Below are 25,258 nucleotides of genomic sequence, written 5' to 3' on the forward strand. Positions count from 1 at the left end.
CCGGCGAAGCCCGGACGCCCTCCCGCCGTCGGGGGACACTGGGTGCGTCGAGACGCACTGGGTTCGACGGGGTGCCGGGACGGAGGCGACATGGACACCGAGACCGTGGGCTCGAAGCCCCCCACCACCGACCTCGGGGGGCTCTACCACCGCAGCGTGCAGTGGTGGTCGCGGCAGGTGTCGGCGGTCGCCGACGACCAGTGGGAGCTGCCCACCCCGTGCAGCGACTGGACCGTGCGCGACCTCGTCAACCACGTCGTGGGCGAGGATCTCTGGACCTCGCCCCTCATGCGGGGGCACACCATCGCCGACGTCGGCACCCGGCTCGACGGCGACCTGCTCGGCGACGACCCGCGGGCCACGGCTGCCTCGGCCGCCACCGAGGCCCAGGGCATCGTCGACGAGACCCTGCACGCCCACGGCACCGTCCAGCTCTCCTACGGCGAGGAGTCGATGGACGAGTACGTGCGCCAGCTGCTCGCCGACCACCTCGTGCACGGCTGGGACCTCGCCGTCGCGACCGGGCGCGACCACGCCCTCGATCCCGAGCTCGTCGCGTTGGTGGCGGCCTGGTTCGACGCCACCGAGGAGGCCTACCGGTCGGCAGGGGCGGTCGCCGCACGCACCGAGCTGACCGGCGACGCGCAGGCCGACCTGCTCGCCCGCTTCGGCCGCGACGCCCAGTGGGGGCCGAACCACGCCGGGTTCGCCCGGTTCAACGCGGCCTTCGGCCGTGGCGACGTCGACGCCATCATGGCCTGCATGACCGAGGACTGCGTCTTCGAGGCGACCGGACCCTCGCCCGACGGGCAGCGGCACGAGGGCTCGGCCGCGGTGCGTGCCGTCTGGGAGGAGCTCTTCGGCAGCACCCCCGACCCGCGCTTCACGGCGGAGGAGTCCTTCGTGACGGGCAACCGGGCGGTGCTCCGGTGGCGGTTCGACTGGGGTGGGGACAACCCCGGGCACGTACGCGGCATCGACGCCATGCGACTGCGTGACGGGAAGGTCTGCGAGAAGCTCTCGTACGTCAAGGGCTGACAGCGGGCCTCACCAGTCGAGCGAGCCCTTGAACCGGGTGCGCCCGTCGTCGGTCAGCTGCCGCAGGTGGCCCGAGGCGAGCGTGTAGAGCCAGATCTCGCTCCACTGGTCCTCGTCGCCGCGGGTGAAGGCGATCACGCGGCCGTCGCGGGAGAAGACCGCCCCGAAGTCGCTCAGCGTGGGCGGCGTCGGCCCGGGCACGAGCGCCAGCGCCCCCGTCGCGAGGGTGAGCACCCCGACCCGTGGCGGTGCGCCGTCGCTCCACGTCGAGACGGCGAGCCGGTCGCCGCTGGGCGACCAGCCGGGCGTGGAGGCGCGCGTGGACGGGCCGGTGACGAACGTGAAGGCCGTGCGCGGGACGGGAGGGGCGCCGGCACGCACCGCGCCCACGGCTGCCGCCGGGACGACGGCCACCGACGACCGCTCGGTCGGCGTGGTCTGCACGATCCCCATGGCCAGCCCGGCGGTGGAGTGCCACGACAGGGTGCCGATGTCACCTCCGACCCCGACGTCGGTGATCCGGGTGACCGTGCCGGAGGCGATGTCGACGCAGAACACGTCGGTGCGCACGTCGTCCGTGCCGGCGTCGACGCTGCCGAGGTAGAGCAGCGTCGAGGCGTCGAGCCACTCCGGGCTGCGGCCGGCGCCGAGCGTGGCCACGACCGCCCCGGAGGCGGCGTCGACCACGACGAGGTGCGAGTCGGCGTCGCCGTCGCTCGCGGAGTGGATCGCCAACCGGTCACGGGACGGCGACCAGGCGGGGTCGCGATCGCTCCTGAACACCGGCGACGTGCGGTCGTCGGTGACCCGGCGCACCGCGCCCGACCAGGCCGAGACCCTGAAGATGTCCTCCTGGGTCGTCGTCTCACCGTCGACGGGCAGCAGGTCCGGGGCGGCGTACGAGAAGTAGGCGATGTCGCGGAAGAGCCACGGGGGCAGCCGCACCGGGACCTTCACGGGGATCTTCACAGGGATCTTCACAGGGAACTTCACAGGGATCTTCCCCGGCCTCCCACCCGTGAGACCGGGCAGGTGCGGCACGAGCTGCCCGAGGACCGGGAGCCTGTCGAGCGGGACGCGTGCGGCGATCTCGTCAGGACCCGGCACGGTGAAGCGCTTCGGCATGACAACCCCCTGGAGGCCTGCTGCGCGGCGCACGCGACCGGTGCACCACCTCGATCAGGCTAGGACCGGCGAGGCGCGGCCCGCAGCGAAACGCCCCGAACCGCATCGGTCCGGGGCGTTCGCGACGATCCGGACCGATGCGGCCGAAGGAGACCCGTGGCCTCGCCCGCGCTCAGGCGTTGGGCGTGGTGGGCGGCTGCGACACGCTCGCGTCGCTCGTCGTGTCGGGCTGGGCGGCGCCCGGGGCCTGCGCCTGCGGGAGCGCGCCCGGTGCTGCGCCGGGGGCCGTCGACGGGCCACCCACCGCGCCGGGCTGGGTCGAGGGCGAGACGGCAGGAGCAGCGCCACCCGGGGCGTTGTCGCCGAACGAGATGCTCGGCACGACGGCCTCGGTGGCCGGGGTCTCGAAGTACTCGGCCCGCTTGACGCCCGCCATGTTGGCGACGATGTTCGACGGCACCGACTCGACCTTCGTGTTGAGCTCGCGCACGAGCGCGTTGTAGTAGCGGCGCGAGCTCGCGATGCGGTCCTCGGTGCTCGTCAGCTCGGACTGCAGGGCGAGGAAGTTCTGGTTGGCCTTGAGGTCGGGGTAGGCCTCGGCGACGGCCATGAGGCGGCCGAGTGCCTGGCTCAGCTGGCCCTCGGCCTGGGCCGCTGCGGCGGGGGTCGAGGCGCCGGACATCGCGGCGGACCGGGCCTGCATGACCTCCTCGAGGGTGCCGCGCTCGTGGGCGGCGTAGCCCTTGACGGTCTCGACGAGGTTGGGGATGAGGTCGTGGCGGCGCTTCAGCTCGACGTCGATCTGGCGCCAGCCTTCCTCGACCTTGTTGCGCAGGCCGATGAGGCCGTTGTACATGACGACGCCCACGACGGCGAGCAGCACGACGAGGCCGAGCAGGATCCAGACGATGATCATGGGTTCTCCCGTGAGAGGCGGTCAGTGGGTCGGCTGTGCCGATCCTAGTCCGGGCGGGTGCCTGCCTAGCGTGGCCGGGCGGGCAAGGTGTGTGCCGGCACGCTGTCGGCACGCCGCCGTAGCGTGGTCGCATGACGACGCTGCGGTTCACGGCGGACCTGTGGCGCTGGGAGGCGCAGACGGGCTGGTTCTTCGTCACGGTCGCCGACGACGCGTCGGCCCGCATCCGCGAGGTGCCCCGGCCGCCGCGGGGCTTCGGCTCGGTGCGGGTGCGCGCGACCGTCGGCGGCACGACGTGGACGACCTCGGTGTTCCCCGACTCCACCCGCGGCGCCTACGTGCTGCCCGTCAAGAAGGCGGTGCGCCGGGCCGAGGGACTCGACGAGGGCGACCCCGCCGACGTCGTGCTCGAGGTGCTCGAGTGACTGCAGCAGTGGGCGGTCGGGAGGGGCCGGCCCGCAACCGCGTCACGCCCCTCGGCGACGTCGTGGCGGCGCCCGGCCGGGGCACCTTCATGGGCAACCGCGGCCGCCTGCACGACGGCGCGGGCAGCCGCGACGTGCGTCGGCACCACGTGGGGCGGGCCTGGATCACGTGCCTGCTCGAGTTCCGCGACCGCCGCGTGGTGCAGTGGCACCCGCACCACTACACGCCGCTCTTCCTCCTCGACGAGCCGCTCGCGCTCGCCGCCGGTCACCGGCCGTGCGCCGAGTGTCGACGCGCTGACTTCACCCGGTTCCGCGACCTCGTCGCGCACGCACACGGTCGCGCCCACCTGCCCGCGCCCGACCTCGACCGGCTGCTCCACGACGAGCGCTGGGACGGGAGCCGGCGCACCCGCCGGCTGCACGCGTACGCGTGGGGTGACCTCCCTGACGGCGCCTTCGTCGTCGTCGAGGCCGGTCCCGCGCAGGTCGTGGGCGGCTCGCTGCGCGTGTGGCAGACCGACAACACGTACGCGGCCGCCGCCCTCCCGAGGCCGACCTCGGGCACGGCGACGGTCATCACTCCCCCGTCGAGCCTCGCGGCGCTGGGTGCCGGCTACGCCAGCCCGAGCTCCTCGAGCGAGAAGGCGTAGCGGTACTCCACGCCGGCCTCGGCGGTGATCTTCTCGCCGGCGCCGGTGGCGCGGTCGGCGATCGTCGCGACCGCGACGACCTCGGCGCCGTCCTCACGCGCGGCCTCGACCGCGGCGAGCGGCGAGGCGCCGGTCGTGGTCGTGTCCTCGACGACGAGCACCTGCCGGCCCTTGATCGACGGACCCTCGATGCGCTGCTGGAGGCCGTGCGCCTTGCCCGCCTTGCGCACGACGAACGCGTCGAGGCGCTCGCCTGCGGCGGCCGCCGCGTGCAGCATGGAGGTTGCCACCGGGTCGGCCCCCAGTGTGAGGCCACCGACGGCGGCATACGTGAGGTCCTTCGTCAGGTCGCGCATCACGACGCCGACGAGGGGCGCGGCCTCCCCGTCGAGCGAGATGCGGCGCAGGTCGACGTAGTAGTCGGCCTCCTTGCCCGAGCTGAGGGTGACGCGTCCGTGGACGATCGCCTTGTCCTTGATGATCTCCAGCAGGCGGGCACGGGCAGCGGCGACGTCGGTCGTGTTCGTGGCGGTCACGCCCCCGATGCTAGTGGTGGCGCCCGGTGCCCGGTCCGGGCGGCCGGGGCCGCGCCCGCTGCGAGCGGGCCCGCTGGGCCGCCATCTGGGCGTCGAACTCATCGCGCCACGTGTCGCTGACCGCGATGCCGCTGCGCCGCGCCTCCTCGGTCGAGAGCTCGACCGGGAAGCCGTACGTGTCGTGGAGCACGAAGAGCTCGGCGCCGGTCACGCCCTTGTCGCGGTAGTCGTGGAGGTGGCTGATGCCGCGACGCAACGTGCGACGGAAGGCGCGCTCCTCGCGCGAGAGGACCGCGACCACGTCGTCGACGTGCGCCGCGACCTCGGGGTAGGCCGTCTCGTAGACGGCCGCGACGGTCGGCACGAGCAGCTCGGCCAGGTCGTCCTCGAGCCCGAGGTCGAGGCCGAACCGCACGGCTCTGCGCACGAGCCGCCGCAGCACGTAGCCGTGCGCCTTGTTCGCGGGACGCACCCCGTCGACGGCGAGGAAGGTCGCCCCGCAGAGGTGGTCGGCGATCACACGCATCGCCAGGGTCTCGTCGGCGTACGCGCGCCCGGAGACCTGCTGCAGCCGCTCGACGATCGGCCAGAGCAGGCTGATGCGGAAGATGTCGCTCGTGCCCGCCGCGGCGGCCGCGATGCGCGACAGCCCACCGCCGTAGTCGACGTTGCGGCGCGGCAGCGGCGCGAAGCCCGTCTCGGTGCGGACGTACGCCATGAAGACCGAGTTGCCGAGCTCGATGAACCGGCCGCAGTCGCAGTTGGGGTGGCAGTGCTCGCCGTAGGACGGGTCGTGCTCGACGTCGGGGAAGAGGTAGAACACCTCGCTGTCGGGACCGCCCGGCTCCCCGACCGGCATGTCCTCGGGCCCGCCCTCCCGGCACCACCAGTTCTTGCTGCCGTAGAAGACGATCCGCGCCTCGCCGACGCCGACGCGAGCCGCGTGCTGCTCGGTGTCCACCTCGGCCCTGCCCGCCGAGATGCCCGCCTCGGCGAACAGGCGGGTCCAGATCGCGGCCGACTCGTCGTCCTTCGGTATGCCGTGGGCCGCGTCGCCGATGAAGCACGAGACGTACAGGCGGCTGGGGTCGAGCCCGACCCGCTCGGTGAGGAAGTGCCAGAACTGCGGGATCTGCTCGGCCTTGAAGTAGTCGCCGAGGCTCCAGTTGCCGAGCATCTCGAAGAACGTCGTGTGCCGGTTGTCGCCGACCTCCTCGATGTCCTGCACGCGCAGGCAGGTCTGGCTGTCGGCCAGCCGCGTGCCGGCGGGGTGGTCGGCGCCGAGCAGGTAGGGCAGCAGCGGCTGCATCCCGCTGCCGATGAAGAGGGTCGTCGGGTCGTCCTCCGGCACGAGCGTGGCGCGGGGCAGCACGACGTGCCCACTCTCGACCATGAGGTCGAGGAAGGCCTGCCGGATCTCGTCGGCGTCCATCGGCCGGCGGGTCACCGCGCGCCACCCCTGCCGCCGTCGCGGTTGGCATCGTCGCTCCTGGCGCCGCCGGTCCTGCCGAGACCGGCGCGAGCGAGGTCGCGCAGGGTGGCGCCGGGCAGGTAGGCGGACGTGAGGGCGAGCCCGATGCGCGGCAGGGCCGCCTCGTCGGGGAAGACCAGGTGGAGCGGCTCGTGCCGCGGCTGGAACTTGCGCTTGAAGCTGTCGAGCGAGCGGAAGCCGTAGAGCGGCTCCAGGGCCTCGCCGAGCTGGTCGAGGAGCCGCTCGAGCGCGGCGCGCTCGCTGGTGCCGTCGCCCGAGTGCGCGAGCGGGGCTCCGGACAGGGACACGACGGAGGCGCCGGCCTGCTTGAACGACAGGCAGGCGCTCGCGATGAGGAACTCGGTGACCGGTCGGAACCCGTCGGGCAGCCGGCGCATCACGTCGAGCGTCCAGCCGCGCACGGTCCCGCCGGGCGCGTGGACCGGCAGCCACGAGGTGACACCGTGCACGGTGTGGTCGCGGTCGACGGCGAGCCCGACGACCGTGGCCGGGTCGAGCGCCTCGTCCACGCCGCCGAGGGTGAAGCCCATCTCGGGCAGCCCCTTGTCGGAGACCCACAGCTCGGAGATGGCGCGCACCTGCGTCAGGATGCCGCGCGGCATATCGGCGAGACGGCCCTCACGGTAGGTGATGCCCTCCTTCGCGGCCCGGTTGAGGGCGGTGCGCACGTCCTGCCACGCCTTGCCCCGGAACTCGAGCGTGGCGAGGTCGATGACCGCCTCCTCCGCGACGGGCACCACGCGGAGGCCGCGTGCCCTCCCCCACTGCGCCACCTCGTCGGACACGGAGAAGAAGCAGACCTTGTGCCCGAGCGTCTCCTGCTCGTCGACGAACCCCTCGAGGGCGCGCGCCCGCGCCGGCACGTCCGCCGCGACGGGGTCGCCGAGGGCGATGGCCGTGCCGCGGTGCACCTGGAAGGCGACGTAGCCGTCCGGCTGCCCCGAGTCGTCGCGCAGCAGGTGCCAGTGGTTGTCGGGCCACGTCCCCATCCACGAGGTCGTCGTGCCGCCGTGCTGCTCGAGCAGCCGGACCGCGGTGTCGCGGTCGCTCGCGCCCGCCGCCAGCACCGCGCGCCGGTGACGGGCCGACCTCGCCTGGAACGCGGACCGGCCCGCGACGAGCACCGTGAGCTCGACCACGGAGAGGAGGACCGTCACGGCGAGCTCGGGCACGGACGAGACGACGCGCCCGTTCGGGTCGAGCCGGTCGGGCGCCGCCACCTCGAGGCCCAGCACGAGCAGCCCCGCGAGCACGGAGACCGTCGTGAGCGCGCCGGCGACCTGCCACGTGCGGCGGGAGCCCCGGCCGAGACCCCAGGCCAGAGCGAGCGAGATCGCCGCGTTGACGAGGACGGTGGTCGCGTCGGAGTCGTCGGTCGTGGCTCCGAGCGGACCGTCCGAAGGGGTGAAGTAGAGGACTGCGTTGATCGCCGCCGACACGACGAAGATCGTCGCCGCGACGACCCTCCACTCGTGACGGGTCAACCGCACCGGACCCACGCGGGGCCGGTGGCCCAGCAGCACCGGGCCGACCGCGAGCCCGAAGGCGATGGCGAGGAAGTGCTCGACGTCCCAGAGCAGCCCGATGTAGAGCAGGGCGATCGCGCCGTAGAGCAGCAGCACGAGCCGGAGCCGCCCGCGCCAGGGCGGGGTGAGGGTCGCCGAGGCGGCGGCCACGGCACCGAGGGCGCCGGCGCTGAAGCCGACGTCCAGGGTGCTCGCCAGCCGCTGTGCCCAGTCCCAGTCGACGGAACCGAAGGCGAGCAGGAACGCCGAGGCGCCCAGCACCCCGACGAGGTGGGCGCCGACTGCGGCGGCCACGGCCCGGCGGGTGCCGAGTCGCCACTCCGACCAGCCGAGGAGCACGAGGCCGCCCCCGGCGACGGGGAGGTACTGCGCCGGGACCAGCGCGAAGAAGGCGCCGGTGACGGGTGTCCACACGCGCCCCGACTGCAGGGCCGGCAGCCCGTACGCGACGGTCTCGAAGAGGGGGCGGTCCTGCAGCGGCTGCCAGAGCGAACGGGTGAGCAGGCCGAGCAGGAGCATGGACCCGACGACGACGAGGGTGAAGGGCACGCGTCGGGCGGCTCCACGCAGAGACCGCCGGCTCGGGACGGCGCGCGTGTTTCGCTGTGCCATGCCGCCCCTCCGATGGTCACGATGCCGCCCGGTCCCCCAAGGCTAGCGAGCGCGGCCCCCCGCCCGGGGCGGTCTGAGACCCCGCCTCAGCAGCGGGCGCGGCAGCACCCGGAGCAGCCCGACCGCCGTCTTGTACTGCCAGCCCGGGACGGACACGACGCGGCCCCTCGCGACGTCGGCGAGGCACGCCCTGACCAGGTCGGGGGCGTCGAGCCAGATGAAGCCGGGACCGGGCTTGTCGATGCCCGCACGCTGCTGGAACTCGGTGTTCGTAAAGCCCGGGCACAGTGCCGTGGCGCTGACCCCGGTGCCGGCCAGCTCGACCGACAGCCCCTCGGTGAAGACCGTCACCCAGGACTTCGCGGCGGAGTAGCTGCCGGACGCGATGTAGCCGGCGACCGACGAGACGTTGACGATCGCGCCGTGCCCACGCTCGACCATGCCCTTCGCGCCGGCGTGCGAGAGGACGAGCACGGCGCGGGTGAGCACGTCGAACACCGCCTCCTCGCGCGCGATGTCGTTGCGCAGGAACCGGCCCTTCAGGCCGTAGCCCGCGTTGTTGACGAGCAGGTCGACCGGGCGGCCCGGGTCGGCCAGGCGGTCGGCCACCCGCTGGAGCGCGTCGCGGTCGGACAGGTCTGCGGCCAGCACCTCGACGTCGACGCCCCGGTCGCGGCGCAGCTCGGCGGCCAGGGCCTCGAGCCGGGCGACGTCGCGGGCGACGAGCACCAGGTCGTGGTCGCGTGCCGCCAGCTGGAGGGCGAACTCGCGTCCGATGCCGGCGCTGGCTCCGGTCACGAGGGCCGTGGGCCGCGCGCGGGGTGATGTCGTCGGGTCGGCAGGCATGCGCCTCACCCTAGGCACATCCGGTCGGCGCGGCGGTCTAGGGTGGCCGACTGTGCGAATCGCCACCTGGAACGTCAACTCCATCCGCTCCCGCATCGACCGCGTCGCTGCCTGGCTCGAGCGCACCGACGTCGACGTGCTCGCGATCCAGGAGACCAAGGCGCGCGAGGACCAGTTCCCCTTCGACCGGTTCGAGTCGCTCGGCTACCAGGTGGCGCACCACGGCCTGAGCCAGTGGAACGGTGTCGCGATCGCCTCGCGGGTCGGCATCGACGACGTACGCGTGGGCTTCGACGGGATGCCCGGCTGGGGTGAGCCCGTGGCCCCCGAGGCACGCGCCATCGGGGCCCTCTGCAACGGCGTACGCGTGTGGTCCCTCTACATCCCGAACGGCCGTGCCCTCGACGACCCGCACCTCGACTACAAGCTCGGCTGGCTCGACGCGCTCGCGACGGCCGGCCGCGGCTGGCTCGCCGACGACCCCGACGCCCAGGTGGCGCTGCTCGGCGACTGGAACATCGCCCCGACCGACGCCGACGTGTGGAGCGTGCCGTACTACGAGGGCCGCACCCACACGTCGCCCCGCGAGCGCGCCGCGTTCCAGGCTGTCGTCGACGCCGGTTTCAGCGACGTGGTGCGGCCGCACACGAACGAGCCGGGCACCTTCACCTACTGGGACTACACCCAGCTGCGCTTCCAGAAGCGGCAGGGCATGCGCATCGACTTCGCCCTCTGCTCGCCCGCCCTCGCCCGCCGCGTGGTCGGGGCTGCGATCGACCGCGAGGAGCGCAAGGGCAAGGGCGCCTCCGACCACGCGCCGGTCGTCTTCCAGGTCGAGGGAGGTGCGGCGTGAGGCGCGCTGACCAGCATGACCTGCGGGGCATCGTGACCCCCGACGGGGCCGTGCTCTCGGTCCACACCTGGGCCGACCCCGACCTGGCGGCCGACGCTCCGACACTCGTGCTCGCGCACGGATGGGGCGTCAACCACGAGAGCTGGATGCCGGTCGTCGAGGCGCTCGCCGACGAGCCGGTGCGTGTCGTGACGTGGGACCAGCGCGGGCACGGCCGCTCGACGATCGGGCTGCGCCGCGCCGAGGTCTCGTCGGTGTCCGTCGAGCACACCGGTCGCGACCTCGACGTCGTGCTGCGCGCCGTCGTGCCGCCGGCCTCGCCCGTCGTGCTGGCCGGGCACTCGATGGGCGGTATGACCGTCATGGCCCTGGCCGAGCAGCGCCCCGACCTCTTCGGGTCGCGGGTGCGGGCCGCACTCCTCGTCGCCACGGCCTCCTCGGGCGTCGTCCTCGGTGAGCGGGTCGGCGAGGCCGCCGTCATGCGGCTAGCCGCTCGCGGCATGCCCCTGCCGCCCGGCGGGAACGGCCGCATCCGGGCCATCGTCGGCGGCCTCTTCGGCGAGAACGCCGACCCCGAGGCGGTCGAGGCCGCCCGCGCGCAGGTGGCGTCGACGAAGCTCACGACCTTCGGCGCCTTCTACGGCGCGCTGCTCGTCACCGACCAGCAGGCCGGCTTCCCCGCCCTCGAGCGGGTGCGGGTCGGCATCGTCGCCGGCCGGCTCGACCCCCTCATGCCCGTCGGTCGGGCCCGCGCCCTGCGCGTCGCCCTGCCGCACGCGACCTTCACCGAGCTGCCCACGGCCGGCCACATGCTGCCGTGGGAGGCGACCGACGTCGTCGCCGACGAGGTGCGCGAGCTGCTCGCCGACCTCGAGGCACGGCGCGCCACCGCCTGAGCCGGCTCGCTCGTGCCCGTCAGAGCCCGTCAGAGCCCGTCAGAGCCCGACGAAGCGCGGGCTGTCGGCGTCGTGCAGCACCTCACGCTGCACCCCCCGGCGCACGCCGAGGCTGACGGCGACGGCGGCCCCGACGAGCGCGGCCACGGCGCCTCCGAGGAACACCGTCTGCACCTGCACCACCCCCGCCCCGATGAGGGCGTCGGTGTCGAGCGGGTCGGGCAGCAGGCGGACGGCGTCGTAGTAGCGGCTGAGCCCGATGGTGGTGAGCAGGGCCAGACCGACGACCATGCCGACCATGCGGGCGACGACCACGAGCGAGCTCGCGACGCCGTGCGCGTGCGACGGCGAGTCGGCCAGCGCCGCGTTGTTGACCGGCGCGAGGGCCAGGCCCATGCCGAGGCCCACGACGACGAGCACGACCGTGGCGGGCACCGTGTCACCGACCGAGTCGAGCGTCCACCGCGACATGACGAGCAGCCCCCCGCCGGCGAGCAGCAGTCCGGCTGCGGAGGCGGCCCCGTCGCCGAGACGGCGCAGCGACCAGCCGCCGAGGAGCGCGCCGACCGGCACCGCGAGCAGGAAGCGGACGAGCACGAGCGCCGCACCCGTCTCGTCGTAGCTGTCGGTGAGACGCGCGAGCAGGGGGACGTCGACGACGACGGCGACCAGGGCGGCGCCGACGAGGAGGCTCACCACGAGCGAGCGCAGCCCCCGGCCGCCGACCACCCCGCGCGGCACGATGGGGTCGGCAGCGGTGCGGTGCCACCAGGCGAGCACGGCGAGGGCGAGCGCCCCGACCGGCAGGAGGGTGTAGCCGAGCGGACCGACGACCTCCTTCTCCGGGTCGGACGCCGCGAACGTCAGCACGAGGCTGCCGAGGGCGACGGCCACGAGCAGGGCGCCGAAGAGGTCGGCGCGGCGCAGCACGGCCCACCAGCGCGCGGCGGTGAGCACGGCGAGGAGGAGGAGCAGCCCCAGGCCCACGAGCCCGATCGGCGTCGCCACCCGGGACTGGCCGGCGAACGGCACGAAAGGCGCGCCGAGGGCGACGTCGGTGACGAGCGACTGGGGTGCGGCGAGCGCCAGGCCCGTCACACCGGCGCCCAGCACCGCGACGACCACGGCAGCCACGGTGCGCGCACGCTCGAGGCCACCCGTGCGCCGTGGACCCCCTGCAGCCTCGGCCGGACCGGCCGTCCGACCGGGGTGGCCCGGCCCGAGGACGCGGATGACGGCATACAGGATCAGCGCAGCGGCGACGTTGAGCCAGAAGATCGCCCGCCAGCCGGACCACGCGAGCACGACTGCGCCGAGCACGGGCCCGAGCACCGAGCCGAGCTCCTGGACCGCGCCCACGACTCCGAGCGGCGTGCCGCGACGGTCGGCCGGCCACAGGTCCGCGACGAGCGCCAGGGTCGCCGGCACGAGGCCACCGCCACCGATGCCCTGCAGCACCCGGCCCGTCACGAGGACCGGCATCTCGACCGCGAGCGCGGTGACCGCCGAGCCGACGACGAAGACGAGCAGGCAGCCGAGCAGGATGCGGCGACGGTCGAGCAGGTCGGAGAGCCGGCCGATGAGCGGCAGCACGGCGATGTAGCCGAGCAGGAAGCCGGAGATGATCGGCGTCGCCCGCTGCAGGGCGTCGATGCCGATGCCCACCCCGGCCATCATGTCGGTCAGGGCGAGGACGACGACGTAGGTGTCGGCGGCCGCGAGGGCGACCGCGGCGGACGCCGCCGACAGGAGGGCGAGCCGGTGCGTGCCGGCGGGCTGCGTCACCGCGTCAGGGCTTGGTGATCGTGACGGGCTGGCCGTACTGGTCGAGCGTCAGGGTGTAGGTCGACGCCGAGCCGGCGCCGAAGAAGGGGCCCGCGATGGCGACCTGACGCAGCTCCTGCGAGTCGGTGAGCCCGTAGGTCGCCGTGAAGGAGCCGCTGCTGTCGCCGATGAGGAACAGGTCGGTGACCGCCTTGCCCGGGACCGTGCCCTTGATCGTCGTCAGCACCTCGGAGCCCTGGCGCACCTGCTCGCCCGCGGTGGGCGACGTGGTGGCGGTGAGGAGGCTCGTCAGGCCCTTGTCGGTGGAGAAGAGCACCGCCGGGTCGGGCAGGTTGAACTGCTTCGGGTCGATCTCGTTGGTGCCCGGGATGAGCGGCAGCTTCGCGTAGACCTTGCCGTCGACCGACGTGATCTCGGCGTCTGCCTGGATGCCCTTGAGCGTCACCTTGAAGGTGCCCTTGAACGCCGGGGGGTGCTTGCCCCAGCCGTCGGCGGAGACGACACCGCTCGCGCCCTGCGGGACGTTCGCGCTCGCCAGCTTGAGGTGCACGGACGTCGCGGCGTCGACCTTGGCCTTGGCGGCCGCGAGCCGCTGGGCCGGCGACAGCTGCGTCTGCTCCGGAGCGGGGTCGCCGTCGCTCGCGCAGGACGCCACGGAGACGACGCACAGCGCCGAGAGGACGGCGGCGGCGAGCTTTCCCGGGGTGCGCATGGGGGTCAGGCTAACCGAGCGCACCGGCTCGCTCTCGGACCGACGGGCGAATGTGGGTATGGCTAGGGTCGGGGACGTTCACGGCGGGACCACCCCGCCCCTTGACGAAGGAGCACCACCCATGGCCCTGCTCGGAGTCATCCTGCTGCTGGCCGGCGCGGGAGCCGGCGTCGTCGCATACCTCGCGACCCGTGGCGCAGCCGGTCCCGTCACGGTCACGGCGTTCGGGTTCTCGCGTGACGCCTCACCGATCGAGCTCGTGCTCTACGGCGCGGTCGCGGTGCTGCTCTTCGCCCTCGGCTGGGCCCTGCTGTCCGCCTCGGCCCGCCGTCGTGCCCGCCTGCGCCGTGAGGAGCGTGCCTCGGCGCGCATCAGTGAGGTCGAGGAGAGCGCCGAGACCGCGCGCCTCGAGCACGAGCGCCGCTTCGAGGAGGCCGGCCTGCGCGACGACGACCTGCGCCGCCGCGAGAGCGAGCTCGCCGCCCGCCATGAGGGCCTCGACACGCGCGAGGCCGAGCTCGCCCGCCGTGAGGCCGAGTGGCGCGAGCGCGAGGGCCCGTCCCGCGCCGACGTCGTCACCGGGCGCGCCGAGGGCAGCGTCGCCGACGGCACCGCCACGTGGGCCGACGACGAGCGGACCGCCGCAGGCACGCACTCCGACCGCACCCAGCAGCTGCCCGCCACCGAGCGGCCGTACGACCAGGAGGCCGGCGGCACCGGCGGCACCGGCGGCACTGGGGACACCGGCGACACCGTCGACCCGGCGGCCCAGCGCGGCGACGGGTACGACCGGGACGAACGGCGCGCGCACCGCGACACGACGGCGTGACCGGACACACGGCCTACGTCTTCGACCTCGACGGGGTCGTGCGCGACTTCGCGCCGGGTGACCCCAGCGCGGCCATCGAGGCCGCGCTGAGCCTGCCGTCGGGTCACGTGGCGGCGACCGCGTTCCACGCCGACCTGCTGCTGCCGACGATCACCGGCCGGCAGACGTTCGATGACTGGTACTCGGCGATCTGCGCCGCGCTCGAGGACGCCACCGCCGAGCCCGCCCGGGTGCGGCACCACATGGAGGCCTGGCGCGCCAACCGCGGCACCGCCATCGACGAGACCGTCGAGCGGCTCGAGGCGCTGCGGTCGGCGGGCCACCGCACCTACGTCTTCACCAACGGCACCGACAACGTGCCGGCGGAGCTCGAGCTGCTCGGGCTGGGGCGCCTCTTCGACGGGCTGCTCAACACCGCCGACTTCGGTGTCGCCAAGCCCGACCCCCTCGCGTATGCCGCCGCCCACCGCGCGATCGAGGGTGACCTCGGGCGCGAGCTGGCCCGCAGCGAGGTGTGGTTCACCGACGACCGCGAGGACAACGTGGCGGCGGCACGCGAGTTCGGTTGGGACGCAGAGGTGTTCAGCCGAGCGTGAGCTGCTCGGCCGCCTCGTCGACCCCGACGGTGACGGTCGAGCCGTCGCGCACGTCGCCCGAGAGCAGGCCCCGGGCGAGCCGGTCGCCGATCTCGCGCTGGACCAGCCGGCGCAGCGGCCGGGCACCGTAGGCGGGGTCGTAGCCGCGCTCGGCGAGCCACAGCCGGGCCGCGTCGGTGACCTCGAGGGTGATCCGACGGTCGGACAGCCGGGACGCGAACGCCCGCACCTGCAGGTCGACGATGTGCGCGAGGTCGTCGCGGCTCAGGGCGTCGAAGACGACGACCTCGTCGAGCCGGTTGAGGAACTCGGGCTTGAACGACGAGCGCACGACCCCCATGACCGACTCGCGGCGGGCCTCGGGGCTGAGCAGCGGGTCGGTGAGGAACTGCGAGCCGAGGTTGGAGGTGAGCACGAGGATGACGTTGCGGAAGTCGACCGTGCGGCCCTGGCCGTCGGTGAGGCGGCCGTCGTCGAGCACCTGAAGCAGGATGTCGAAGGTCTCGGGGTGGGCCTTCTCGACCTCGTCGAGCAGGATCACCGAGTAGGGCCGGCGGCGCACGGCCTCGGTGAGCTGGCCACCCTCCTCGTAGCCGACGTAGCCGGGGGGCGCACCGATGAGGCGCGCGACCGAGTGGCGCTCGGAGTACTCGGACATGTCGATGCGCACCATGGCGCGCTCGTCGTCGAAGAGGAAGTCGGCGAGGCTCTTCGCGAGCTCGGTCTTGCCGACGCCGGTGGGGCCGAGGAAGAGGAAGCTGCCCGTCGGGCGGTCGGGGTCGGAGACGCCGGCACGGGTGCGCCGGACGGCGTCGGACACGGCGCGCACCGCGTCGGTCTGGCCGATGAGCCGCGCGCCGATGTGCTGCTCCATGTGCAGCAGCTTCTCCGACTCGCCCTCGAGCAGCCGGCCGGCCGGGATGCCGGTCCAGGCGGAGATGACGTCGGCGATGTCGTCGGCGCCGACCTCCTCCTTGACCATCGGGGTCTCATCGGACGCGGTGGCGGCGGCCTCGCGCTCCTGCGCGGTAGCGAGGTCCTTCTCGAGGGTCGGGATGTCGCCGTAGAGGATCTTCGAGGCGGCGCCGAGGTCGCCCTCGCGCTGGAGGCGGTCGGCCTGGGTGCGCAGGTCGTCGATGCGGGCCTTGAGCTCACCGACGGCGTTGAGGCCGGACTTCTCGGCCTCCCAGCGCGCGTTGAGGGCGGCCAGCTCCTCGCTGCGGTCGGCGAGGTCCTTGCGGAGGCGCTCGAGGCGCTCGCGCGAAGCGGCGTCCGTCTCCTGCTCGAGCGCGAACTCCTCCATCTTGAGGCGGTCGACGGCACGGCGCAGCTCGTCGATCTCGACGGGGCTCGAGTCGATCTCCATGCGCAGGCGCGAGGCCGCCTCGTCGATGAGGTCGATGGCCTTGTCGGGCAGCTGGCGCCCGGAGATGTAGCGGTCGGAGAGGCTCGCCGCCGCGACGAGGGCCGAGTCGGCGATCGTCACCTTGTGGTGGGCCTCGTAGCGCTCCTTGAGGCCGCGGAGGATGGCGATGGTGTCCTCGACGGACGGCTCACCCACGAAGACCTGCTGGAAGCGTCGCTCGAGCGCGGCGTCCTTCTCGATGTGCTTGCGGTACTCGTCGAGCGTCGTCGCGCCGACGAGGCGCAGCTCTCCTCGGGCGAGCATGGGCTTGAGCATGTTGCCGGCATCCATCGCGCCCTCGCCGCCGGCGCCCGCGCCCACGACGGTGTGGATCTCGTCGATGAACGTGACGATCTGCCCGTCGCTGCCCTGGATCTCCTCGAGGACGGCCTTGAGGCGCTCCTCGAACTCGCCGCGGAACTTGGCACCGGCGAGCATCGAGCCGAGGTCGAGGGAGTAGAGGGTCTTGTCGCGCAGGCTCTCGGGCACGTCGCCCTCGACGATGCGCTGCGCGAGGCCCTCGACGACGGCCGTCTTCCCGACGCCGGGCTCGCCGATGAGGACGGGGTTGTTCTTCGTGCGGCGGCTCAGCACCTGCACGACCCGGCGGATCTCGGCGTCGCGGCCGATGACGGGGTCGAGCTTGCCGTCGCGGGCCCGGGCCGTGAGGTCGGTGCCGTACTTGGCGAGCGCCTCGAAGGTGCCCTCGGGGTTGTCGGAGGTGACGGGGCGGCCGCCGCGCAGCTCGGGGATGGCCTTCTCGATCGCGTCGGCGTCGAGGCCGAACTGGCCCGTGCGCGCGATGGCGAGCAGCAGGTGGTCGGTGGAGACGTACGAGTCGCCCATCGCCGTCATGTACTGCTGCGCCTGCTGGAGCACGCGCGCGGCGGTGGGTGAGAGCTGCGGCTGCTGGGTGCCGCCGGTGACCTGCGGCATCGTCGCCATGGCCCGCTCGGCCGCGGTGGTCGCGTCGGTGACGCTCGAGCGACCGGCGGTGAGCAGGGCGGGGGTGGTGGTGCCGCTCTGGGCTGCCAACGCGAGCAGCAGGTGGGCCGGCTCGATGTTCGGGTGGTGCTTGCCGGCCGCGGTGGTCGCGGCCTGGGCGAAGGCCTCCTGAGCCTTGTTGGTCAGCTGAAGGTCCATGCGTTCTCCTGGTGCGGGGAAGGGAGTCACTGGAGACAACCGGTGGCAAGTTGAGTGTATTCCACTCAACTACGTGCGTGGCGCGCCGCTCCCGTATGCCGTCTCGCGCGCCCGGACACGCTCCTGACCCTACGCTCGGAACCATGGACGCCGCCCGCCTCGCGACCGAGCTGACCAACGCCCGCTTCGGCACGACCCAGTTCCGGCAGGGCTACGACATGGCCGACTGCGCCGACGCCCCCCGCGCGGGCACGGCCCCCACGTCGGCGCCTGAGCTCTCCGCGATGCCCGACGGAGCCGCGGCGAGCCGGCCGGGAGTCCTCGCTCGCCTGCTCGCCGCGGTCCGGGGAAACCAACCGCTGCGTTGACCCGGCTCAGGCCGAGTCGGGGTCCTGACCACTCTCGACGACCCTGGCTGCGATCTCGCGCAGCTTGATGTTGCGGTGGAGCGAGGCCTGCCGGAGCATCTCGAACGCCTGCTTGGCGGTGACGCGGTGGCGCTCGATGAGCACCCCCACCGCGTGCCCGATCAGCCGATGGCTCTCGATCGCCTGCTCGAGCTGGTGCTCCTTCTCGGCGCGGGCCCGGCTCGCCACGACCCGGTCGACCGCCTGGCCGAGGATCTGGGCGAGCAGGTCGCCGACGATCAGCTCGTCGCTGCCGACGATGCGCGGCTCGTCGAACTGCACCCACGCACGGCACTCCGAGTCCTGCGACGTCGGGAGGAGCAGCAGCCCCTCACGCTTGTCACCGACGAGGACGTCGTGGCCGTGCGGCGACGACTCGAGGCCCTCGCGGACGGCGTCGTCGAGCTCTGACGGCTGCACGCGGCCACGGGGCGACAGCACCACGACGTCGCCCTTGTCGTCGGCCACCCGGAGGGTCACCTCGCCGTCGAAGAGCACGGTGAAACCGGTGACGGCCGTGGCCAGGGCCTGGTCGAGCCCCTCCGCGGCGGCGAGCTCGACGGCGACCCGGCCGGCGAGCTCGCGGCGCATCCGGGACTCGCGCTCGCGGGTCTCGTCGCGGGCCACGCCGAGCACGAAGCCGGCGTGGTCGGCCGTCTCGGGGACGCTCGCGGCCCGGGTGTGCACCCACGCCTCTCCCCCGCTCTTCCTCCGGATGCGGTAGTGCTCGTCGAGGAAGGGCTGGCCCGTGCGCAGCAGCTCGACGCGGCGAGCGTGCGCCTCGTTCTCGGCGGGCGCCTCGTCGGCCGGGATCCACCACGGGTAGGGCGGGGTGAACGGCCCGTCGGCCAGCGACCAGCCGTAGTCGCGGGTGAAGGCCCCGTTGAGCTCGACCACGGTGCCCTCGGCGTCGGCGACGACGAGCGGCTCCTGGATGGCGCCGAGGATGGCGCGCAGCCAGGCGGCGTCGCGCGAGCGCGAGCGCGACCGGACGAGGTTGGCGGAGAGCCGGGCGCGCAGCTCGGTCGGGTCGAACGGCTTGACGACGTAGTCGTCGGCACCCATCGTCAGCCCGATCGTGCTCGCCTCGACGCCGGCGCGCGCCGACAGGAGCACGACGGGCAGGTCTCGCAGGGTGGGGTCCTCGCGGATCTCGCGCACGAGGGTCAGGCCGTCCATCCGCGGCATCATGACGTCGGCGAGCACGATGTCGGGGCGGGCGGCCCGCATCCGGGCCAGAGCCTCCACGCCGTCACGCGACGTGACGACGTCGTAGTCGTCACGCAGGTGCCGGGTGACGTGCCAGCGCATGTCCGGGTTGTCCTCGACGACGAGCAGGGTCGGACGTCCCGTGACGGCACGCGCGGGGGTGTCCGCGTCGCCCTCGTCGGGGCCGGCCCAGGCCGCCGCCTCGCTGATGAACGACTCCGCCGGCCGCGGCGTGATCGACGGCCGGCTGGCCGACTGCGTCGGCGGCTGTCCCCACGGCAACCGGACGGTGAACGTGCTCCCCCGTCCCTCGCCCGTGTCGAGGGAGATGCTGCCGCCGAGCAGCCCGACGAGCTGCCGGACGATCGACAGCCCGATGCCGGCCCCCTCGCGCGAGCGGCGCTCGTCGCTGCCGGCGAGCTGCCGGAACCGGTCGAAGACGTGGTCGCGGTCCTTCTCGGGGATACCGATGCCGGTGTCGCTGACCGACACCACGTAGCCGGCCTCGTCACCGCTCAGGGAGAGCCCGATCCGGCCCTGGGGCGTGAACTTCAACGCGTTGGACAGCAGGTTGAGCACGATGCGCTCGTACATGTCGACGTCGACGTACGCCTGCCGTGGGAGGTCGCCGCGCTCGACGACGAAGTCGAGCCCCATCCGTTCGATGGCCGGGCGGAAGTTGGCGGCGACGCCGTCGGTCACCGCCGCGACGTCGACGGCGACGGGGTGCGGCTCGACCGCACCGGCCTCGACGCGGGTGAGGTCGAGGATGCGGTCGACGAGCCCGGTGAGGCGCTCTGAGTTGCGCGCGATCATCTCGAACCGACGGCGCGTGTCGGCGTCGAGGGCGTCGGCGGCCAGGGCGTCCTGCACCGGCCCGGCGATGAGCGCGAGCGGCGTGCGCAGCTCGTGGCTGACGTTGGCGAAGAAGTCGGACTTCGCGACGTCGAGCTCGGCGAGGGCCTCCTCGCGCGCGCGGTCGTCGGCGCGTCGACGCACGCCGCTCAGGGCCGTCGCGGCGTGCGAGGCGCACAGCTCGGCGTACGCCTGCAGCTGGGCGTCCCAGGGCCTGCGTGGGTTGGCCCCGAACCGCAGGAGAGCCGTGGGTTCGGAGAGTCCGGGCTCGAGCACGGGGACGACGTGCACGCCGGGCTCGGCGTCACCCGTGAGCGCGGCGGAGCCGCTGCCGTCGACCCAGACGAGGTCGACGTCCAGGTGGTCTGCGGTCTGCCTGCGGAGCACCTCGAGGGTGCGCTCGCGCACCTGCTCGCGACCCTCGGGCGCCGTCGCGACGATGAGCGCCTGGAACAGCTCGAGCGCGGCACCGGCGCGGCGCACCGCCAGCACCTTGTCGGTCGTCTCGACGGCCACGTTGAGGATGCCGGCGACGTGGCCGTCGGCGTCGTGGATGGCGCCGTAGGACCACGTGAAGTAGGCCTCCTCGAGGAAGCCGAACCGGTCGACGACGAGCAGCTCGTCCTCGACCCAGGTCGCGGGCCCACCCCCGAGCACCCCGTCGAACATGGGGCCGATGACGTCCCAGACCTCGGGCCAGACCTGCCGCACCGGGCGGCCGAGGGCCTCCGGGTGCTTGCTGCGGCCGAGCAGGGTGCGGTAGCCGTCGTTGTAGACCATGGTCAGCTCGGGCCCCCAGCACACGAGCATGGGGAAGCCCGACGACAGGCAGATGTCGACGATGGAGCGCAGGTTGTCGGGCCAGGCCTCGACCGGCCCCAGCGGCGTCGCGGACCAGTCGTGGCGGGCGAAGAGCTCCTGCATCTCGACCGAGCGGCGTACGGGCGCGCCGAGATCGGACCCCGGGACTCGGTTCACGGAGTCACCGTCGGGGTATGAGGGGGTCACACGACCTCCGGAAAGTGGAACACGCAACGGCCTCCGGCGGCATACAGCGGGACAGACACCCCGTCTGCTCGAGGCTGGCACAGTGTTGCACACGGCACCGACGAGGGGGCCGGCTCGGGCGCCGGCGTCCGCTGGTCGCTAGCGCTCCGGGCGCCAGACCACCAGCGCCTGCGAGGCGGGCGTGCGCGGCGGGCGCTGCCCGGGCCGGACGGCCACGACCTCCCCGCGCGGACCGACGGCGAAGACCCGTGCGCCCGAGGCCCCGGCCGCGAGGGCCGCGCGGGCCGTGCTCAGCTCTTCGGTCAGCTCCTGGACACGCGACTGCAGCGCGTTCACGTGGTTCTCGAGGTCGAGGATGCGCTGGATCCCGGCGAGCGAGACGCCTTCCTGCGAGAGGCGCTGGACCTCGCGGAGCAGCGCGACGTCGCGCGAGCTGTAGCGACGGCCGCCGCCGCGCGTGCGGGACGGCGAGACGAGGCCGAGCCGGTCGTACTGCCGCAGGGTCTGCGCGTGCATGCCGGCCAGCTCGGCCGCGACGGAGATGACGAAGACGGGCGCGTCGTCGTCGTGGCCGCCGGGTCGGGCGCTCCTGCGAGCCATTCCAGCCACCTCCTCCTCCTCGTCGTTCGTGTGGTTCGTCGCGTATGCCGTCAGGCGCGGGCGCGCTCGAAGAGCTCGGCCCGCGGGTCGTGGCCACTCTCGGCCGCGGCCATCTTCTCGACGGCCTCGCGGGCCTCGTCGGTGAGCCGCTGCGGCACGACGACCTGCACCTTGGCGAGCAGATCACCCGTGTGGTCGCCGCGCTTCACGCCGCGCCCCTTGAGGCGCAGCACCCGGCCGCTCGGCGTACCGGCCGCTACCTTGACCTTGACCTGGCCACCGTCGAGGGTCGGCACCGCGACGGTCGCGCCCAGCGCGGCCTCGGCGAAGGTGACGGGGAGGTCGATGGTCAGGTTGTCACCGTCACGCCCGAAGACGGGGTGCTTGTCGACGGACACCGTGAGGATCAGGTCGCCGGCCGGAGCGCCAGGATCACCCTGACGCCCCTTGCCGCGCAGGCGGATCCGCTGGCCGTCCTTGACGCCCGCCGGGATGCGGGCGTTGATGCGGCCGAGGTCGGGCGAGCTGAGCGAGACGGTCGAGCCCTCGACGGCGTCGCGGAAGCCGATGCGGGTGCTGGCCTGCACGTCGGCGCCGGGGCGGGGCCCCGCGGGGGCTCCGTAGCCGCCGTAGCCGGCGCCGGGTCCGGCCGCACCGCCACCGAACATCTGGCCGAGGATGTCCTCGAGGTTCGGCTGGCCACCGGCACCGCCGGTGCTGAAACGCACGCGCTGCCCACCGCCACCGGCACCGCCGAACGCGGAGAAGATGTCCTCGAAGCCGGCGCCGCCGCCACCGGGGCCACCCGCGGTGAAGCGGGCGCCGCCGTGCGACATGGCGCGGATGGCGTCGTACTCGCGGCGCTGCTCGGGGTCGGAGAGGACGGCATACGCCTCGCCGATCTCCTTGAAGCGCTCCTCCGCCTTGGCGTCGCCGACGTTGTGGTCGGGGTGCATGGTGCGGGCGAGCTTGCGGTACGTCTTCTTGATCGTCGCCGCATCGGCATCCTGGGGCACGCCGAGGATGCCGTAGAAGTCCTTCTCGAACCAGTCCTGGCTAGCCAAGGCGCACCTCCTTCGTCACGGTGGGACTCACGCTGCTCCCATCATCGGGTATGCCGCCGGGCTGCGCGTGCAGCCCGGCGGCGGACGTCTCAGGCGGGGTCGGCAACCGACACCCGCGCGGCACGGACGAGCCGGTCACCGATGCGGTATCCCGGCTGCAGCACCTGGACGACGGTCGTGCCGGTGGCACCCTCGGGCAGCTCGGCCTCGACGTGCATGAGGGCTTCGTGCACGTTGGGATCGAACTCCTGACCGGCCTCGCCGAGGCGCTCGACGCCGTAGCGGCCCAGCGTCGCCTCGAGCTTTTCGGCGATCGCGGCGAACGGCCCCGCGGCGAGGTCGCCGGCCTGCCGGGCCATGTGGATGTCGTCGAGCACCGGCAGCAGCGACTCGACGACGCTGCCGACCGCGGAGTGGCGGATCACCTCACGGTCGCGGTCGACGCGCTTCTTGTAGTTGACGTACTCGGCCTGCAGTCGCTGCAGGTCCGCGAGCAACGTCGCGGCCATGGTGTCCTCCTCGGCGAGGGCGACGCCCTCCGACTCCTCGGACTCCTGCGCCGCGGCCGACCCCTTGGGGGCGTGGTCGTACTCGTCCTCGCCGCCGGGCTCGGACGAGGCGCCGGAGCCGCCCTCGTAGTACGTGTGGTGGCGCTTGCCGTCAGCCGGCGCCTCGTCGGCGGCCGGCCCCGGGGCGCCGGCAGCGTCACCGCTGCCGGCACCCTGTGCACCCGTGGCGGTCACGTCGGGCTGCTCGCCCGTCGGGCCGTTGCCGGTGGGGTCGGTCGACTCGGTCACTTGGCTTCCTTGGCCTCGTCGTCGTCGACGACCTCGGCGTCGACCACGTCGTCGTCGGCACCGGCCGACGCGCCCGCCGACGCACCAGCGTGCGAACCGTCCTGGGCGTCAGCGGAGCCCGCGGCGCCGGCGCCCGCCTGCTCGGACGCGTAGACCGCCTGGCCCATGGCCTGCGACTTGGTGTTGAGGTCCTCGACCTTCGCCTTGATGTCGTCGGCGCTGGCCTCGGAGCCCTCGGCGATGGCGGCCTTGAGGTCGGCGAGCGACTCCTCGACCGGGGTCTTCACGTCGGCGGGGATCTTGTCGCCGGACTCCTTGAGGAAGTTCTCGGTCGAGAAGACGAGCTGCTCGGCCTGGTTCTTGACCTCGGCCTCCTCGCGGCGCTTCTTGTCCTCGTCGGCGTGCGCCTCGGCGTCCTTGACCATGCGGTCGATCTCGTCCTTCGACAGGGCCGAGCCGCCGGTGATCGTCATCTTCTGCTCCTTGCCGGTGCCCTGGTCCTTGGCACTGACGTTGACGATGCCGTTGGCGTCGATGTCGAAGGTGACCTCGATCTTCGGCACGCCGCGCGGGGCCGGCGCGATGCCGGTCAGCTCGAAGGTGCCGAGCGACTTGTTGTGCTGGGCGATCTCGCGCTCACCCTGAAAGACCTGGATGAGGACCGACGGCTGGTTGTCGTCGGCGGTGCTGAAGATCTCCGAGCGCTTCGTCGGGATCGCGGTGTTGCGCTCGATGAGCTTGGTGAAGAGGCCACCCTTGGTCTCGATGCCGAGCGAGAGCGGCGTGACGTCGATGAGCAGGACGTCCTTGCGCTCACCCTTGAGGACACCGGCCTGCAGGCTCGCGCCCATCGCGACGACCTCGTCGGGGTTGACGCCCTTGTTGGGCTCCTTGCCGCCGGTCAGCTCCTTGACGAGGTTCGAGACGGCCGGCATGCGGGTCGAGCCGCCGACGAGCACGACGTGGTCGATGTCGGAGACCTTGATGCCGGCGTCCTCGATGACCTTGTGGAACGGGGCCTTCGTGCGGTCGAGGAGCGACTTGGTCATCTGCTCGAACTGCGCGCGCGACAGGGTCTCGTCGAGGTGGATCGGACCCTCGGGCGTCATCGAGATGTACTGCGCCGAGATGTTGGTGCTCGTCGCGGTGGAGAGCTCCTTCTTGGCGCGCTCGGCCTCGTCGCGCAGGCGCTGCATGGCGATCTTGTCCTTGGACAGGTCCTGGCCGGTCTTGTTCTTCACCTGCGTGATGAGGTGCTGGACGACGACGTCGTCCCAGTCGTCGCCACCGAGGTGGTTGTCGCCGTTCGTGGCGCGCACCTGGATCGTGGCGAAGCCGTCCTCGGCGTCCTTGCCGACCTCGAGGAGGGACACGTCGAACGTGCCGCCACCGAGGTCGAAGACGAGGATGAGCTCGTCCTCCTTGCCCTTGTCGAGGCCGTAGGCGAGCGCCGCGGCGGTGGGCTCGTTGACGATGCGCAGCACGTTGAGGCCCGCGATCTCACCGGCCTCCTTGGTGGCCTGGCGCTCGGCGTCGTCGAAGTACGCGGGGACGGTGATGACGGCGTCGGTCACGGTCTCGCCGAGGTAGGACTCGGCGTCGCGCTTCAGCTTCTGCAGGATGCGGGCGCTGATCTCCTGCGCCGTGTACGTCTTGCCGTCGATCTCGGGCGACTTCCAGTCGGTGCCCATGTGGCGCTTGACGGAGCGGATCGTCCGGTCGACGTTGGTGACGGCCTGGCGCTTGGCGACCTCGCCGACGAGCACCTCGCCGTTCTTGGAGAACGCGACGACGGACGGCGTCGTGCGCCCGCCCTCGGCGTTCGCGATGATGCTCGGCTCGCCGCCCTCGAGGACGGAGACGGCCGAGTTGGTGGTACCGAGGTCGATGCCGACGGCACGTGCCATGGGTGACTCCTTGATGGTCTGGA

Annotated in this window: 22 protein-coding genes; 8 read left to right on the forward strand and 14 right to left on the reverse strand. The window is 73.1% G+C overall.

All coding sequences use genetic code 11. From position 1 onward, the window contains the following. The first annotated feature begins 90 nt into the window (after window positions 1–90). Window positions 91–1,038, forward strand: a complete 948-nt coding sequence (locus tag ACXR8F_RS18315) for a TIGR03086 family metal-binding protein (RefSeq protein WP_458802670.1) — start codon at window positions 91–93, stop codon at window positions 1,036–1,038. Between the two features lie 9 nt (window positions 1,039–1,047). On the opposite strand, the gene ACXR8F_RS18320 is transcribed toward ACXR8F_RS18315, so the two are convergent. Both ACXR8F_RS18320 and ACXR8F_RS18325 read right to left on the reverse strand, forming a co-directional pair. Next, window positions 1,048–2,163, reverse strand: coding sequence for a hypothetical protein (locus ACXR8F_RS18320; RefSeq protein WP_458802672.1), 1,116 nt, complete (start codon window positions 2,161–2,163; stop codon window positions 1,048–1,050). 172 nt (window positions 2,164–2,335) lie between these two features. Beyond that, a complete protein-coding gene (locus ACXR8F_RS18325) occupies window positions 2,336–3,079 on the reverse strand; it encodes a LemA family protein (protein WP_458802674.1) in 744 nt (247 codons plus the stop codon). Between the two features lie 131 nt (window positions 3,080–3,210). Between ACXR8F_RS18325 and ACXR8F_RS18330 the strand changes: the two genes are divergently transcribed. Continuing rightward, complete coding sequence (locus ACXR8F_RS18330; protein ID WP_045191248.1) at window positions 3,211–3,504, forward strand: DUF1905 domain-containing protein; 294 nt, start codon at window positions 3,211–3,213, stop codon at window positions 3,502–3,504. Continuing rightward, window positions 3,501–4,157, forward strand: a complete 657-nt coding sequence (locus ACXR8F_RS18335) for a hypothetical protein (RefSeq protein WP_458802676.1) — start codon at window positions 3,501–3,503, stop codon at window positions 4,155–4,157. Before ACXR8F_RS18330 ends, ACXR8F_RS18335 begins: the two co-directional genes overlap by 4 nt. On the opposite strand, the gene pyrE is transcribed toward ACXR8F_RS18335, so the two are convergent. Genes pyrE through ACXR8F_RS18355 form a run of 4 tightly spaced genes read right to left on the reverse strand, consistent with a single transcriptional unit; the run spans window position 4,121 to window position 9,169 of the window. Beyond that, window positions 4,121–4,693 carry an orotate phosphoribosyltransferase gene (pyrE, locus tag ACXR8F_RS18340; RefSeq protein WP_045191246.1) on the reverse strand — a complete coding sequence of 191 codons (573 nt, stop codon included), beginning with the start codon at window positions 4,691–4,693 and terminating at the stop codon, window positions 4,121–4,123. The two genes, ACXR8F_RS18335 and pyrE, sit on opposite strands and share 37 nt — an antisense overlap. Window positions 4,694–4,703: 10 nt before the next feature. After that, window positions 4,704–6,140 (reverse strand): alanine--tRNA ligase-related protein, encoded by a 1,437-nt coding sequence (locus ACXR8F_RS18345; protein WP_458802678.1) that lies wholly within the window; start codon window positions 6,138–6,140, stop codon window positions 4,704–4,706. Beyond that, window positions 6,137–8,323: a bifunctional lysylphosphatidylglycerol flippase/synthetase MprF gene (locus ACXR8F_RS18350; protein ID WP_458802679.1), complete on the reverse strand. Its 2,187-nt coding sequence runs from the start codon at window positions 8,321–8,323 to the stop codon at window positions 6,137–6,139. Before ACXR8F_RS18350 ends, ACXR8F_RS18345 begins: the two co-directional genes overlap by 4 nt. Before the next feature lie 42 nt (window positions 8,324–8,365). Beyond that, the gene (locus ACXR8F_RS18355; RefSeq protein ID WP_458802681.1) at window positions 8,366–9,169 is read right to left on the reverse strand and encodes an SDR family NAD(P)-dependent oxidoreductase; all 804 of its coding nucleotides are present in this window, start codon (window positions 9,167–9,169) and stop codon (window positions 8,366–8,368) included. 52 nt (window positions 9,170–9,221) lie between these two features. On the opposite strand from ACXR8F_RS18355, the gene ACXR8F_RS18360 reads away from it, so the two are divergent. Both ACXR8F_RS18360 and ACXR8F_RS18365 read left to right on the forward strand, forming a co-directional pair. Beyond that, window positions 9,222–10,022, forward strand: a complete 801-nt coding sequence (locus tag ACXR8F_RS18360) for an exodeoxyribonuclease III (protein ID WP_458802683.1) — start codon at window positions 9,222–9,224, stop codon at window positions 10,020–10,022. Beyond that, the gene (locus tag ACXR8F_RS18365; RefSeq protein ID WP_458802684.1) at window positions 10,019–10,918 is read left to right on the forward strand and encodes an alpha/beta fold hydrolase; all 900 of its coding nucleotides are present in this window, start codon (window positions 10,019–10,021) and stop codon (window positions 10,916–10,918) included. Before ACXR8F_RS18360 ends, ACXR8F_RS18365 begins: the two co-directional genes overlap by 4 nt. A gap of 39 nt (window positions 10,919–10,957) precedes the next feature. On the opposite strand, the gene ACXR8F_RS18370 is transcribed toward ACXR8F_RS18365, so the two are convergent. Both ACXR8F_RS18370 and ACXR8F_RS18375 read right to left on the reverse strand, forming a co-directional pair. After that, window positions 10,958–12,703 carry an MFS transporter gene (locus ACXR8F_RS18370; RefSeq protein WP_458802686.1) on the reverse strand — a complete coding sequence of 582 codons (1,746 nt, stop codon included), beginning with the start codon at window positions 12,701–12,703 and terminating at the stop codon, window positions 10,958–10,960. A 4-nt stretch (window positions 12,704–12,707) separates the two neighbouring features. Then, entirely contained in the window at window positions 12,708–13,415 is a 708-nt protein-coding gene (locus ACXR8F_RS18375) for an LppX_LprAFG lipoprotein (protein WP_458802688.1), read from the reverse strand. A gap of 121 nt (window positions 13,416–13,536) precedes the next feature. Here ACXR8F_RS18375 and ACXR8F_RS18380 point away from each other — a divergent pair, with 121 nt between their 5' ends. Together ACXR8F_RS18380 and ACXR8F_RS18385 are read left to right on the forward strand one after the other, a co-directional pair. Next, on the forward strand, window positions 13,537–14,244 hold the full coding sequence (locus ACXR8F_RS18380) for a hypothetical protein (RefSeq protein WP_458802690.1): 708 nt from the start codon (window positions 13,537–13,539) through the stop codon (window positions 14,242–14,244). Beyond that, the gene (locus ACXR8F_RS18385) at window positions 14,241–14,840 is read left to right on the forward strand and encodes an HAD family hydrolase (protein ID WP_458802692.1); all 600 of its coding nucleotides are present in this window, start codon (window positions 14,241–14,243) and stop codon (window positions 14,838–14,840) included. Before ACXR8F_RS18380 ends, ACXR8F_RS18385 begins: the two co-directional genes overlap by 4 nt. Here the strand turns inward: ACXR8F_RS18385 and clpB are convergent. Continuing rightward, window positions 14,827–17,388 (reverse strand): ATP-dependent chaperone ClpB, encoded by a 2,562-nt coding sequence (clpB, locus tag ACXR8F_RS18390; RefSeq protein WP_458802694.1) that lies wholly within the window; start codon window positions 17,386–17,388, stop codon window positions 14,827–14,829. The two genes, ACXR8F_RS18385 and clpB, sit on opposite strands and share 14 nt — an antisense overlap. Window positions 17,389–17,531: 143 nt before the next feature. Between clpB and ACXR8F_RS18395 the strand changes: the two genes are divergently transcribed. After that, window positions 17,532–17,756: a hypothetical protein gene (locus tag ACXR8F_RS18395; protein ID WP_458802696.1), complete on the forward strand. Its 225-nt coding sequence runs from the start codon at window positions 17,532–17,534 to the stop codon at window positions 17,754–17,756. A gap of 6 nt (window positions 17,757–17,762) precedes the next feature. Here ACXR8F_RS18395 and ACXR8F_RS18400 read toward each other — a convergent pair whose 3' ends face one another. The 5 genes from ACXR8F_RS18400 to dnaK all read right to left on the reverse strand — a co-directional run bounded on the left by ACXR8F_RS18400 (window position 17,763) and on the right by dnaK (window position 25,235). Then, complete coding sequence (locus ACXR8F_RS18400) at window positions 17,763–20,837, reverse strand: ATP-binding protein (protein WP_458802698.1); 3,075 nt, start codon at window positions 20,835–20,837, stop codon at window positions 17,763–17,765. A gap of 168 nt (window positions 20,838–21,005) precedes the next feature. After that, window positions 21,006–21,467, reverse strand: coding sequence for a heat shock protein transcriptional repressor HspR (locus tag ACXR8F_RS18405; protein WP_045191233.1), 462 nt, complete (start codon window positions 21,465–21,467; stop codon window positions 21,006–21,008). Between the two features lie 50 nt (window positions 21,468–21,517). Then, the gene (locus ACXR8F_RS18410; protein WP_458802700.1) at window positions 21,518–22,531 is read right to left on the reverse strand and encodes a DnaJ C-terminal domain-containing protein; all 1,014 of its coding nucleotides are present in this window, start codon (window positions 22,529–22,531) and stop codon (window positions 21,518–21,520) included. Window positions 22,532–22,620: 89 nt separating this feature from the next. After that, the gene (locus ACXR8F_RS18415) at window positions 22,621–23,328 is read right to left on the reverse strand and encodes a nucleotide exchange factor GrpE (protein ID WP_458802702.1); all 708 of its coding nucleotides are present in this window, start codon (window positions 23,326–23,328) and stop codon (window positions 22,621–22,623) included. Next, the gene (gene dnaK, locus ACXR8F_RS18420) at window positions 23,325–25,235 is read right to left on the reverse strand and encodes a molecular chaperone DnaK (RefSeq protein ID WP_045191230.1); all 1,911 of its coding nucleotides are present in this window, start codon (window positions 25,233–25,235) and stop codon (window positions 23,325–23,327) included. Before dnaK ends, ACXR8F_RS18415 begins: the two co-directional genes overlap by 4 nt. Window positions 25,236–25,258 lie beyond the last annotated feature (23 nt).

The sequence above is a fragment of the Terrabacter sp. AAH1 genome (assembly GCF_054456855.1).

What these genes read in the sequence shown, in the direction of transcription:
- ACXR8F_RS18315 (WP_458802670.1), top strand. Translation starts at nt 91, where the DNA reads ATGGACACCGAGACCGTGGGCTCGAAGCCCCCCACCACCGACCTCGGG.
- ACXR8F_RS18320 (WP_458802672.1), bottom strand. Translation starts at nt 2,163, where the DNA reads ATGCCGAAGCGCTTCACCGTGCCGGGTCCTGACGAGATCGCCGCACGC.
- ACXR8F_RS18325 (WP_458802674.1), bottom strand. Translation starts at nt 3,079, where the DNA reads ATGATCATCGTCTGGATCCTGCTCGGCCTCGTCGTGCTGCTCGCCGTC.
- ACXR8F_RS18330 (WP_045191248.1), top strand. Translation starts at nt 3,211, where the DNA reads ATGACGACGCTGCGGTTCACGGCGGACCTGTGGCGCTGGGAGGCGCAG.
- ACXR8F_RS18350 (WP_458802679.1), bottom strand. Translation starts at nt 8,323, where the DNA reads ATGGCACAGCGAAACACGCGCGCCGTCCCGAGCCGGCGGTCTCTGCGT.
- ACXR8F_RS18355 (WP_458802681.1), bottom strand. Translation starts at nt 9,169, where the DNA reads ATGCCTGCCGACCCGACGACATCACCCCGCGCGCGGCCCACGGCCCTC.
- ACXR8F_RS18375 (WP_458802688.1), bottom strand. Translation starts at nt 13,415, where the DNA reads ATGCGCACCCCGGGAAAGCTCGCCGCCGCCGTCCTCTCGGCGCTGTGC.
- ACXR8F_RS18380 (WP_458802690.1), top strand. Translation starts at nt 13,537, where the DNA reads ATGGCCCTGCTCGGAGTCATCCTGCTGCTGGCCGGCGCGGGAGCCGGC.
- clpB (WP_458802694.1), bottom strand. Translation starts at nt 17,388, where the DNA reads ATGGACCTTCAGCTGACCAACAAGGCTCAGGAGGCCTTCGCCCAGGCC.
- ACXR8F_RS18395 (WP_458802696.1), top strand. Translation starts at nt 17,532, where the DNA reads ATGGACGCCGCCCGCCTCGCGACCGAGCTGACCAACGCCCGCTTCGGC.
- ACXR8F_RS18405 (WP_045191233.1), bottom strand. Translation starts at nt 21,467, where the DNA reads ATGGCTCGCAGGAGCGCCCGACCCGGCGGCCACGACGACGACGCGCCC.
- dnaK (WP_045191230.1), bottom strand. Translation starts at nt 25,235, where the DNA reads ATGGCACGTGCCGTCGGCATCGACCTCGGTACCACCAACTCGGCCGTC.